General features: G+C 46.4%; 10 protein-coding genes and 1 other RNA gene. 10 read left to right on the top strand and 1 reads right to left on the bottom strand.

All coding sequences use genetic code 11. The annotated features are described in order from the left end of the window. The first annotated feature begins 192 nt into the window (after positions 1-192). The 8 genes from eno (at position 193) to B5E64_RS08385 (ending at position 6,899) form a co-directional block, all read left to right on the top strand. Positions 193-1,497 (top strand): phosphopyruvate hydratase, encoded by a 1,305-nt coding sequence (gene eno / locus B5E64_RS08420; protein WP_087168080.1) that lies wholly within the window; start codon positions 193-195, stop codon positions 1,495-1,497. A gap of 113 nt (positions 1,498-1,610) precedes the next feature. Next, positions 1,611-1,853: a preprotein translocase subunit SecG gene (gene secG, locus B5E64_RS08415; RefSeq protein WP_087168079.1), complete on the top strand. Its 243-nt coding sequence runs from the start codon at positions 1,611-1,613 to the stop codon at positions 1,851-1,853. Between the two features lie 94 nt (positions 1,854-1,947). Further along, positions 1,948-4,086, top strand: coding sequence for a ribonuclease R (gene rnr / locus B5E64_RS08410; RefSeq protein WP_087168078.1), 2,139 nt, complete (start codon positions 1,948-1,950; stop codon positions 4,084-4,086). A 3-nt stretch (positions 4,087-4,089) separates the two neighbouring features. Continuing rightward, positions 4,090-4,557, top strand: coding sequence for an SsrA-binding protein SmpB (gene smpB, locus B5E64_RS08405; protein ID WP_087168077.1), 468 nt, complete (start codon positions 4,090-4,092; stop codon positions 4,555-4,557). Positions 4,558-4,587: 30 nt separating this feature from the next. After that, positions 4,588-4,830 (top strand): hypothetical protein, encoded by a 243-nt coding sequence (locus B5E64_RS08400; RefSeq protein WP_087168076.1) that lies wholly within the window; start codon positions 4,588-4,590, stop codon positions 4,828-4,830. Positions 4,831-4,859: 29 nt separating this feature from the next. Further along, positions 4,860-5,681 (top strand): alpha/beta hydrolase, encoded by an 822-nt coding sequence (locus B5E64_RS08395; protein ID WP_087168075.1) that lies wholly within the window; start codon positions 4,860-4,862, stop codon positions 5,679-5,681. A gap of 87 nt (positions 5,682-5,768) precedes the next feature. Beyond that, positions 5,769-6,122, top strand: a transfer-messenger RNA (tmRNA) gene (gene ssrA, locus B5E64_RS08390). 258 nt (positions 6,123-6,380) lie between these two features. Beyond that, positions 6,381-6,899 (top strand): hypothetical protein, encoded by a 519-nt coding sequence (locus B5E64_RS08385; protein ID WP_087168074.1) that lies wholly within the window; start codon positions 6,381-6,383, stop codon positions 6,897-6,899. A 101-nt stretch (positions 6,900-7,000) separates the two neighbouring features. Here the strand turns inward: B5E64_RS08385 and B5E64_RS08380 are convergent, their stop codons facing one another. Then, positions 7,001-7,375 (bottom strand): PH domain-containing protein, encoded by a 375-nt coding sequence (locus B5E64_RS08380; RefSeq protein ID WP_087168073.1) that lies wholly within the window; start codon positions 7,373-7,375, stop codon positions 7,001-7,003. Positions 7,376-7,534: 159 nt separating this feature from the next. Between B5E64_RS08380 and B5E64_RS08375 the strand changes: the two genes are divergently transcribed. Continuing rightward, positions 7,535-9,997, top strand: a complete 2,463-nt coding sequence (locus B5E64_RS08375) for a glycoside hydrolase family 3 protein (protein ID WP_087168072.1) — start codon at positions 7,535-7,537, stop codon at positions 9,995-9,997. 85 nt (positions 9,998-10,082) lie between these two features. Beyond that, positions 10,083-11,675 carry a hydroxylamine reductase gene (gene hcp / locus B5E64_RS08370; RefSeq protein WP_204229571.1) on the top strand — a complete coding sequence of 531 codons (1,593 nt, stop codon included), beginning with the start codon at positions 10,083-10,085 and terminating at the stop codon, positions 11,673-11,675. Positions 11,676-12,042 lie beyond the last annotated feature (367 nt).

Here is a 12,042-nt window from a genome sequence, read left to right as displayed (position 1 = left end):
TGTTGACCGTTCATTTTTTCTTCCTCGTTTTCTTTCGTTTTATGAAGAATTTATCTCCAAAATTGTAACCCTCCGGAAAGAAAAAGTCAACGATCCTGAAAGGAAAAGTAAAGGAAATAATATGTAAAGCTTTCTGACGGGTATGCCGGATTTTTTTTTGGGAGATACTATGCCTGGAAGGAGGAAAAAACAATGCATCACTGCAACGCAATTCGAGATATATACGCAAGAGAAATCCTCGATTCCAGGGGAAACCCGACGATTGAGACACAGGTACTTCTGGCGGACGGCACGATTGGAACGGCAAGTGTCCCGTCGGGAGCTTCCACCGGGAGATATGAGGCGAAAGAACTTCGGGATAAGGAAAAGCAGGACCGCTACTGCGGCCGTGGCGTGGAGAGGGCTGTGAATCATGTCAATGACCGGATCGCAAGAGAAGTCATTGGAGTCAATGCGCTGGAACAGACTGAACTTGACCATCTGCTGATCCGGCTTGACGGAACGGAAGATAAGAGCAATCTTGGTGCCAATGCCATCCTGAGTGTGTCCATGGCAGCAGCAAGAGCGGCGGCGATGAGTCTGCATCTGCCGCTTTACCGCTATCTTGGCGGTGTGCATACCAGACGGATGCCGGTGCCGATGATGAATGTTCTGAACGGCGGAAGACACGCGGACAATATCATTGACTTTCAGGAATTTATGATCATGCCGGCAGGGGCCTGCTGCTTCCGGGAAGGACTTCGGATGTGCACAGAAGTCTATCATATGATTAAGGCGCTTCTGAAGGGAAGAGGATATCATACCGGAGTGGGCGATGAAGGAGGCTTTGCCCCGGACCTTCCGGATACCGGGAGTGTCTGTGACATTCTGATGGAGGCCATTGAGACGGCAGGATACCGGGCAGGAAAAGACATTGTACTCTGTCTGGATGCGGCAGCCTCGGAAATTTATGACAGAGATTTCGGGAAATATGTGTTTGTGGGAGAAAGCAAAGGAAAAGAGAAAAAGGTAGTTCGCACCGCGGAAGAACTCATTGACTACTATGCAGAACTAATCGAAAAATATCCGATTGTATCTATTGAGGACGGTCTGGAAGAAGAGGATTTTCCGGGATGGGAACTGATGAATACAAGACTCGGGCTTCAGACACAGCTGGTAGGTGATGACCTCTTCGTGACCAGTACAAAAAGGCTGAAACGAGGGATTGACTGCCGGGCAGCAAATGCGGTTCTGGTAAAGATCAATCAGATCGGTACACTCACAGAAGCCTTTGATACCATCCGGATGGCCCGGGAGCACGGGTATCGATCCATTGTTTCCCATCGCTCCGGTGAGACGGCGGATACAACGATTGCTGACATTGCGGTGGCTTTTGGAACCGGGCAGATCAAGACCGGGGCTCCATGCCGATCAGAACGGGTGGAAAAATACAACCGCCTATTGAAAATAGAAGAAGAACTTGGAGATACTGCCATCTACAAGAATCCATTTTCCTGATCAGGAAGATCTCGAAAAGAAAATAAGGGGCTGAAAAGAAGCGAAAAACTGCTTGCGCAAACCGGAAGGATATGGTAGTATTATATATGGTTTATGCGCAGGAGGTGTAGAAGTTGGAAATTTTGAAAATCGTGATCACAATTTTATTTGTAATAGACTGTATTGCTCTTTCAGCAGTTGTATTAATGCAGGAAGGAAAATCAGCCGGTCTGGGAACGATTGCCGGTATGGCGGATACCTACTGGGGACAGAACAGAGGACGTTCCATTGAGGGAACTCTCGTGAAAGTCACAAAGATCCTTGCCGCACTGTTTCTTATCCTTGCTGCAGTATTGAATTTAAAAGTATTTGCTTAATGAAAGAAGATGCAGAACACTCTATTTCAAAAAATAGAGTGTTCTTTTTTTACCATATCAGATAGAATAGAAGGGAGTATGTGAGGTACAGATAATGGAAAGACAATATGAGAAAAGAAAGAAAATGGTATACCAGTTCATCTGTGACGATTTCTATGTCCCGATGAAGATGAAAGAAATGGCCTCCGTCCTTCAGGTGAAAAAGGAAGAGAGGCAGGAGTTAAAAGAAATTCTGGATGCTCTGGAATCCGAAGGAAAGATCCATAAGACCCAGAAAGGAAACTATGTAAAAGGTCAGGGGAACAGGCTGACCGGAATCTATCAGGCCCATGCCAGAGGATTTGGTTTCGTATCCATCGAGGGATCGGATGACGATGTTTTTATCCCGGAAGAGGAATCCGGCGGTGCCCTGCAGGGAGACGAAGTGGAAATCCAGATCACAAGAGGTGCAGGACCAAAGACAGGACAGCGGCAGGAAGGGAAAGTCATCAAGATCCTGAAACGCGGGATGTCCCGGATCGTCGGCTATTATCAGAAAAATAAATCATTCGGATTTGTTCTTCCGGATAATCAGAAGTTTTTACAGGATGTGTTTGTGCCTGAGGAAAAATCAAAAGGAGCGGTGACCGGACACAAGGTCGTTGTAAAGCTCACTTCCTACGGCGGAGACGGGAAAAAGCCGGAAGGTGAAGTCGTGGAGATTCTCGGACATGTCAACGATCCGGGAACCGATGTGCTGAGTATCGCCATGTCCTACGAACTTCCGATTGAATTTCCGGAGAAGGTAATGAACCAGGCGGAGCGTGTGGCAAAGCCTGTCAGCGAAGCAGACCGCTTTGGAAGAAGAGATCTGAGGGATGTCCGGATGGTGACGATCGACGGCGAGGACGCCAAGGATCTGGACGACGCGGTTTCCCTGGAAGTACGGGACGGAAGTTTTTATCTGGGCGTTCACATCGCGGATGTGACCAATTATGTGCAGGAAAACAGTGCCCTGGACCGGGAAGCAAAAAAACGCGGGACAAGCGTTTATCTGGCGGATCGTGTGATTCCAATGCTTCCGCACACCCTTTCCAACGGAATCTGTTCCCTAAACGCGGGAGAGGACCGGCTGGCGCTGAGCTGCCTGATGAAGATTGATGAAAACGGTACGATCGTGGACCATGAGATCTGCGAGAGCGTGATACGGGTTGACCGCCGTATGACATATACAGCGGTGAAACAGATTCTGGAAGACGAAGATGAAGAACAGTGCCGGAAATATGAGGAATTTGTCCCGATGTTTCGGGAGATGGCGAGGCTTTCCTCCATTTTGAGAGAAAAGCGCCACAGACGGGGGGCGGTGGACTTTGATTTCCCGGAAACGAAGGTGATTCTGGATGAGCAGGGACGCCCGGTCGAGTTGAAAGCGTATGAGAGAAATACGGCGACAAAGCTGATCGAAGATTTCATGCTTGCGGCCAACGAGACAGTGGCGGAAGATTTCTTCTGGAGAGAGATTCCGTTTGTCTACCGGATTCATGAAGCGCCGGATGAGGAGAAGATTCGCAAACTTGCGATTTTCCTCCACAATTTCGGCTATACGATGCATATCGGCAATCATGAAGTGCATCCAAAAGAGATCCAGAAGCTCCTTGCCAAAGTAGAAGGGAAGCCGGAGGAGCCGATGATTGCAAGACTGGCACTTAGGTCCATGAAGCAGGCAAAATATACGCCGGAAAATGAAGGACATTTTGGACTTGCGGCATCCTGCTATACTCATTTCACTTCCCCGATCCGGCGTTATCCGGACCTTCAGATCCACAGGATCATCAAGGAGACGCTTCGCGGCCGGATGGATGAAGAGCGGATCCGGCATTATCAGTCGATTCTCGAGGAAGTGACAAAGCACGCAAGCGAGACCGAACGCCGGGCAGAAGAGGCTGAGCGGGAAACGGTCAAACTGAAAAAAGTACAGTATATGAAAAATTTCATCGGTGAAGAGTACGAAGGTGTGATCTCCGGTATCACCAAGTGGGGCATGTACGTGGAACTTCCGAATACCATCGAGGGACTGGTCCATGTAGTGAATATGACGGATGATCATTATGAGTATATCGAAGACCGCTACGAGATGCAGGGCATCAACACCGGAAAGACTTACCGGCTTGGACAGAAAGTATGCGTCCGTGTCATGGCGGCAAACGAGCTTCAAAGGACAATCGACTTTGAGCTTGGAAAGGAAGGGGACTAGGAGATGGCAAAGACAGGTGTAAAACTGATCGCCAACAACAAAAAAGCATATCATGATTATTTTATTCTTGAGACTTATGAGGCCGGGATTTCCCTTGCAGGAACCGAGGTGAAATCGATGCGGATGGGAAAGTGCAGTATCAAAGAATCCTTCATCCGCATCGAAAACGGGGAGGTCTTTGTGTACGGAATGCATATCAGCCCGTATGAGAAAGGAAATATTTTCAACAAAGATCCGCTCCGGGTACGCAAACTCCTGCTGCACAGGCAGGAAATCAACAAACTGCTTGGAAAAATGAAAGAAAAAGGAATGACACTTGTGCCTTTGAAAGTGTATTTAAAGGGCAGTCTTGTCAAAGTGGAAATCGGGCTGGCAAAAGGAAAGAAGCTTTATGACAAGCGTGCGGATATTGCCAAAAAAGATCAGGCAAGAGAAGCGCAAAGAGATTTCAAAATTCGCAATTTTGGGTAGATTCAAAGTGAAAAGGAAGGTATAATAGAAATGGTACCAGTAACAAAAAAAGATCTCAGAAATCTTGTTTCCCAGACAACGATCGAGACATATGAAGAGCTTACACCGCAGCTGATCCAGCTGATTGATATGACGAAGAAAAATCCTGATCTGACAGACGCGCAGAAGTCGGACGAGATTTCACTTCATATGCTTGGATATGTGAAATCCTGTACGAATGAAATTATCATCGAGGTACTTGCAGAGATTCTGGGACTGGAAGATGAAGAATAAATAAAATATAAAATGGGGAGGACCGGCGCATGGTATACGAGACAATTCCTGTAACAATCAAGGGCGAGGAAACAAACGCGAGGTTATATACATATTTCTGGAGCAATTCAAAAGAGCTTTATGATGGCCGCAAAAGACCCTGTGTTCTGATCTGTCCGGGAGGCGGCTATGCCATGACATCGGACAGAGAGGCAGAAGGTCTGGCGGTACGGTTCATGGAGATGGGATATCATGCGGCAGTGCTCCGGTATTCAACTGTTCCGGATGATGTATTTCCGGATGCATTCATTCAGGCGGCTGCATGCATGAAGATGCTTAGAGAACGCGCAGAAGAATGGTTCATTGATCCGGACAGGATTCTGATTCAGGGATCCTCGGCAGGAGGACATCTTGCAGCCATGGTTTCCACCTACTGGCACATTCCGGAGCTTGCCAACATTCTCGATACCACATCGGAGATGATCCGTCCGAACGGACAGATTTTAAGCTATCCGGTGATCACAGCCGGCACATTCCGGAACGAAGGCTCCTTTAAGAACCTTCTGGGTGCCCAGGCGGAGGAAAGTCTGGAAGAAGCATGTTCTCTGGAACTGAATGTTTCAGAGTACACACCGAAGACGTTTATCTGGCATACATATGAGGATCAGTCCGTTCCGGTTCAGAATTCCCTCCTCTATGTAAATGCGCTCGTAAAGGCCGGTGTTCCGGTAGAGTTCCATCTCTTCCCGAAAGGAGAGCACGGACTTGGAACAGCGACTGAGTTAAGCCTTTCCAGTGACGGAAGAGGCGTGGAAGCTCAGTGCGGCCAGTGGATGGATCTTGCAAAAGCATGGATCGACCACAACATTTAGAAAAAGAGCTGAAAGAAAGACTGCGGGCGGGCCTTGACAAGGTCAGGTCGCCTGCGTATAATAATAGAACAACTGTCTGCAAAACCAGGGCTTGTACTGGTTTCGACGGGGGTTTTAAAGTTGGAGAAGCCATCCGCGGGACGGGACCGCGCAGTAAACCGTAACTTAAAAATAAACGCAGACAATAATAAATTAGCGTACGCTGCCTAATTTCGGCAGCAGTCGGCTCCGGACTTCCCGCGGTCCGGATCACCGGCTTCGACACTTGCGGGGCACTTCGTCTCCAAAGCTTTGAGGAGATGGAAGATTTTATGAAGCTACCGAAGATTGCAGCCTGTCATTAGGCGGCAGTCCGGGGGAATCTTAAAATAATGACTGTGATGGGAGATGCTCCGATGGAGAGGCTTTCGGACGCGGGTTCGATTCCCGCCAGGTCCATAAGAAAAGTGCCGTGTTTACGGCACTTTTTCTATTTCATGTTGCATTTCGTGTTGCATAGATTTGTATATGCGCATCCTTGTTTGGATGGATACTGATATAATTCGGATTCTGTATTATGAATGGGATTTGTCTGAAGCATAACTCATTATAATTGACAATATAAAGGGTGGAAATTATTATATACATAAGAGGTTAGCAAAAGAGTTTCATTAGATTCGTTTGGAAATTTCACTTACAGTTTGAGAGAAGGTCGAATGCATGGCAATATACAAGAAAATTTTAGGACTATTCCCCCTGATGTTAGTCTTAACAATGATTTGGGGATGTGGGAATCATACGGACAAATCCAGTGAATCTTTTGATATAACAAAATTCCCACGAGATGAGCAGGGCTATCCTAAAAGCAATATTGTAATTATCAATGGAAAAGAATTTTCTTTAAAAGATTTATCGGAATCCTATGTAGAAGACACCCTTGATTGTGTAATCGAACTTCCTGATGCTAAAACAGGGGATCGTATTGAAGTAATTCTTCCTCAATATCTTCCGGTTAATTTATGGAGTATTGAAGAAAAGGAGACCATTGATTTAACAAATTACAATAAGAAGGAATTGTCTGTTCGACAGGATGTAGAGGGAAAATCAGCCTTTGTTCAAAAATTTACCTTTACTATGAATGATACAAGTATTTTGTTTAAGTGGTCTAATGTGCAAGAATGTGGCAAATCATTTAGTGAAAAAGAGAAGGATTATTTATTAAAAATAAATCTGACTTAACTCTAATTATATATCTAAAAGGATTAATCCCGCCAACCGGTAATCGGTCGGCGGGATTTTACAGCCCTTTTTATAGTTCGTGCTGAATAGCTTCATTTTTCTTATAAAATACAGGAAGAGATCAGTCTTCCGATTTCTCTTATATCTCCTCCGGCAGAAAACTCAAATGTGACATTGCCAAGGCCGCTGAAGTAGAGGGTCAATTCGGAATCCATATCAAAGGTTCCGGCTGTTTCGATAGAAAATGCCTGAACTTTGGAATACGGAAGGGAAGTAAAATCCTTTTTGGATCCGGTAATGCCTTGTACATTGCAGGCGATCAGTCGTTTGTTTGTGAATACCACATAGTCCCGCAGAGCACTGTAGTACCCGACGATTTCTTCACCATAAATCAAAAGATCCAGGATTTCTTTCGGAAGATGCTTTTCTTTTGCTTTACTGAGTTTGAATACTTTTTTGTTCTGAAAATCAATCATAGTCTGTCCTCCGTTTTTCTTTTATCATAGCATATGGAAGATGTCTGTTCAATTATGAGCAGAGGTATCTTTCGTATTGACAACATAGTAAAACGATGTAAAAATTTATATATAAATCAAGCAAAAAAGAAGCTGAAAATCTGAAACGAGGTGAGGAACATGCACTTTGAAAGAAAAGAAACCATGTTTACAGGAACAACAAGCCGGGAACCGGAAGCATATGAGAAACTTCATGGGGAAATTGCGCGCCGGGCAGCAGAAGAGGGGATTGTCCTTCTGAAAAATGAGGAGCATCTGCTTCCGCTCAAAAAGGGAAGTAAACTTGCGCTGTTTGGTTCTGGTGCGTCCAGAACAGTCAAAGGAGGCACCGGTTCCGGAGATGTAAACGAGAGAAGAAGTATCAGCATCTATGAAGGTTTGAAAGATGCCGGATTTGAAATTATGACGGAGAAATGGCTCCATGAATATGAAGAAGAATATAAGGGAAAACGGTTGGAATGGAAAGAAGCGATTCTTGAAAAAACAAAAAGCGGAATAGATTTTTTCACCGCATATTCCACTTCTCCATTTCATGTTCCGGCAGGACCGGAAATTTATACTGTCGATGCGGATGCGGCAGTTTTCGTCCTTGCCCGGAATGCAGGGGAAGGGGCGGACAGACGGGCAGAAAAAGGAGATTATTTTCTGAGTGATGAAGAGTATACTCTTCTTTCGGATGTCTGTGACAGGTATGAGAAGGTCATTCTGCTTCTGAATTCCGGAGGAGTTGTGGATTTGTCATTCATTGAAAAGCTTCCGCAGATTCAGGCAGTACTGGCGGTATCACAGCCGGGCCAGGAGGGCGGCACTGCCGTGGCAGATGTTATCAGCGGGATTGTTTCTCCAAGTGGAAAATTGACTGATACATGGGCATTTTCTTATGATGACTATCCGAATGCCGCAACATTTTCGCATAACAACGGAAATATTGAGGAGGAGAAGTACGAGGAAGGCATCTATGTGGGATACCGTTATTTTGATACCTTCGAGATTCCGGTGCGTTATGGATTCGGGTATGGAATGTCCTATGCGTCTTTCTCCATAAATACGGCACGTATCGAAACATCAGAAAATGGGGAGGTACGAGTCACAGTCAAAGTGAAAAATAACAGCCGGGAGTTTTCCGGAAAAGAAGTGGTTCAGCTTTATGTATCCCTTCCAGTCGGAAAGATTGAAAAAGAGTTCCGTAGATTGTGCGCGTTTGCCAAGACCAGGATACTGGCTCCGGGAGAAGAGGAGACGGTTGAGATGACTTTTGATGCCGGAACACTGACTTCCTTTGATGAAAGCCGGGCAGCATGGATTCTGGAATCGGGATGCTACGGAATCTATGTGGGAAATTCCCTTATGGAAAGCACACTGGAAGGTATCCTTGATGTAAAGCAGGAGAAAGTGCTGGCAGAAACAGAGCATATCTGTCCACTAAGAGAAACTCTGGAGGAGCTGTCTGTTCCGGCTGAAAAAATCCGGAAGCGGTATGAAGCGCTGATAAACAATATGGAGAATGTGCCGCACTTTTCCTATGATCTGGACGGACTTGATACTATCCGGTATTGTTACGATTATAAAGAGCCGGGGGATGAAGCGGCGGAAATCACCAGTGGGCTGTCCGAGGATCAGCTGATCCTGCTTGCTGTGGGAGATCCAGGAAGCGGACAGGGAAGCAATCTTGGAGCAGCCGGGATTTCGGTGCCTGGATCTGCAGGTGAGACCAGCTCCTGTGCGGCCGGACAGGGAGTAAAAGCGATTGTTCTGGCTGACGGACCGGCAGGCCTGCGCCTGAGTCAGAATTATGTGGTGTCCGATGGAAAAGTGCAGACGATTCCGTTTGAAGCGGCGATTGAAAGAGGATTTTTTTACGATGGGCCGGAACAGGAAGGAGATATTTATTATCAATATTGTACGGCGTTCCCTGTCGGAACACTTCTGGCTCAGACGTGGAATGAAGAATTGATCCGGGAAGTTGGCAATGCAGTGGGCGAGGAGATGGAACGTTTTGAAGTGACGCTCTGGCTTGCGCCGGGAATGAATATCCACCGGAATCCTCTGTGCGGACGGAACTTTGAGTATTATTCGGAAGATCCGTTCCTCAGCGGAAAAATTGCCGCAGCCATGACAAAAGGAGTGCAGAAGCACCCTGGATGCGGAACGACTGTGAAGCATTTTGCCTGCAATAATCAGGAGGATAACCGGAGCGGATCCGACAGTATTCTTTCGGAACGAACCCTTCGGGAAATCTATCTGCGCGGCTTTGAAATTGTTATTCGGGAAACGCAGCCGCTTGCAATCATGACAAGCTATAATCTGATCAATGGTATCCATGCGGCAAACAGTTATGATCTCTGTACGAAAGCAGCCCGCTGTGAATATGGATTTCAGGGATTGATCATGACGGACTGGACAACGACGCAGCTGAGTGAGGACTGTACGGCTGCGGGATGCATTAAGGCAGGAAATGATCTGGTAATGCCGGGAGAACCGGAGGATCAGGAAAGTATCCGGCAGGCGTTGGCTGATGGAACGATATCACAGAAGGAACTCCGGGACTGCGTCACAAGGATTGTGCGGACGACATTAAAATAATATAAAATCTGTTGTACTTACAACATATTTTGCTTTCTGACTCCTGTATACTGGCCATGGAACGAAACAGTAAGGAGGACAGAAAATGGAAAAGCAGATGTTTTGTTATCAGTGTGAACAGACGGCAGGGTGCAGCGGATGTACCGGGAAAGCGGGAGTCTGTGGGAAGACAGCAAGGACAGCAGGCCTTCAGGATGAACTGACCGGGGCGCTGATCGGACTTGCAAGGACGTGTGCGTCCAATCCGAAGACAGAAAATACGGACCGGTTGATTCTGGAAGGTCTGTTTGCTACTGTCACAAATGTCAATTTTGATGATGAAGCCATTGAAAGGCTGATTGATAAAGTAAGAGCAGAAAAAGAGCAGATTGCGCCGGGCTGCGCAGTATGCGAAGCAAAGTGCGGGAACACCGATGAATATGATATGAAACGGATCTGGGAAGCACAGGAGGATATCCGGTCATTGAAATCTCTGATCTTATTTGGAATCCGGGGAATGGCGGCGTATGCTTATCATGCCATGGTACTGGGCTATGTGGATGAGGAAGTCAACACCTTTTTCTACAAGGCATTATCTATACTTGCAGAGGACTGGGGAATGGAAGAACTTCTTCCGGTGGTTATGGAGACCGGAGCAGTGAACCTGAAATGCATGGAACTGCTCGACCGTGCCAACACGGAAACATTTGGAAATCCGGAGCCGTCAGAAGTATCCTGGAAAGTGGAAAAAGGACCGTTCATCGTTGTGACCGGTCATGATCTCTATGATTTGAAACTTCTATTGGAACAGACGAAAGATCTGGGAATCCAGGTTTACACCCACGGTGAGATGCTGCCGGCTCATGCATATCCGATGCTTCGGAAATATCCGCATCTGAAAGGAAACTTTGGAACCGCATGGCAGAATCAACAGAAGGAGTTTGCAGACATTCCGGCACCGGTTCTTTATACGACAAACTGTCTGATGCCGGTAAAGGACAGTTATGCGGACCGGGTATTTACAACGGAAGTAGTAGGATATCCGGGCATGGTCCACATTGGTGAGGACAAAGATTTTACCCCGGTGATCCAAAAAGCACTGGAACTTGGTGGATATGAAAAAGATATGGAATTTACAGGAAGCAACGGCGGCAGCACCACAATGACCGGATTCGGCCATCAGGCAGTTCTGAGTGTGGCGGGTCAGATCATCGCAGGTGTGAAAAGCGGAGCGATCCGGCATTTCTTCCTGGTAGGAGGATGCGATGGAGCCCGCCCTGGAAGAAGCTATTATACAGAGTTTGTAAAACAGGCACCAAAGGATACGGTGATTTTGACTCTGGCCTGCGGAAAATACCGGTTTAACGATCTGGATCTGGGAACAATCGGAGGAATCCCGCGGATGCTCGACATGGGACAGTGCAATGATGCCTACAGTGCCATCAAGGTTGCACTGGCACTGGCAGATGCATTCGGATGTGGTGTTAATGAACTGCCGCTGTCTATGATTCTGTCCTGGTATGAACAGAAAGCGGTCTGCATTTTGCTGACGCTTCTTCACCTCGGCATCAAAAATATCCGGCTTGGCCCGACACTGCCGGCATTTCTTTCAAAAGGTGTGGCGGAGTATCTGATAAAAGAATATGGAATTGCTCCGGTTACAACGCCGGAAGAGGATTTAAAGACAATCTTAGGATAAGAAGCTAAGAAGAAGGATGTTTCCACAATCAGGAGACATCCTTTTTTCTATGCGCAGGAAGAAACCAGAAGTGGTAAGCAGTTTGTCTGCGGTTCAAAAGACGGACTTCAGTATTGGGGCCGTAGTATTTGAGTTTGGAATTCGGCTGAATTAAGAAAAGCCTAAAATTGAGCCGTACAATTTAAACTGAAATACCGGTTAGATATAGAAAAGTGCAAAATGGAACCGTAGTATTTGATCTAAAATGAGCCCTATAAAGAGGACACGGGTAAAATCCTTTTTGTACGTATTTTGAGATTTAATCCTATATTGTGGACACAGATTTGACTGCTGTTATTATGTTGATAGCTTTGAAAACCCAACTGTG

It is taken from the genome of Drancourtella sp. An12, assembly GCF_002160935.1.
Lineage (GTDB): Bacteria > Bacillota > Clostridia > Lachnospirales > Lachnospiraceae > Sellimonas > Sellimonas catena.
This window is presented reverse-complemented; position numbering and strand designations above follow the sequence as displayed.

Coding starts and splice junctions, on each gene's coding strand:
- eno (WP_087168080.1), top strand. CDS start 193: ATGCATCACTGCAACGCAATTCGAGATATATACGCAAGAGAAATCCTC.
- rnr (WP_087168078.1), top strand. CDS start 1,948: ATGGAAAGACAATATGAGAAAAGAAAGAAAATGGTATACCAGTTCATC.
- smpB (WP_087168077.1), top strand. CDS start 4,090: ATGGCAAAGACAGGTGTAAAACTGATCGCCAACAACAAAAAAGCATAT.
- B5E64_RS08400 (WP_087168076.1), top strand. CDS start 4,588: ATGGTACCAGTAACAAAAAAAGATCTCAGAAATCTTGTTTCCCAGACA.
- B5E64_RS08395 (WP_087168075.1), top strand. CDS start 4,860: ATGGTATACGAGACAATTCCTGTAACAATCAAGGGCGAGGAAACAAAC.
- B5E64_RS08385 (WP_087168074.1), top strand. CDS start 6,381: ATGGCAATATACAAGAAAATTTTAGGACTATTCCCCCTGATGTTAGTC.
- B5E64_RS08380 (WP_087168073.1), bottom strand. CDS start 7,375: ATGATTGATTTTCAGAACAAAAAAGTATTCAAACTCAGTAAAGCAAAA.
- B5E64_RS08375 (WP_087168072.1), top strand. CDS start 7,535: ATGCACTTTGAAAGAAAAGAAACCATGTTTACAGGAACAACAAGCCGG.
- hcp (WP_204229571.1), top strand. CDS start 10,083: ATGGAAAAGCAGATGTTTTGTTATCAGTGTGAACAGACGGCAGGGTGC.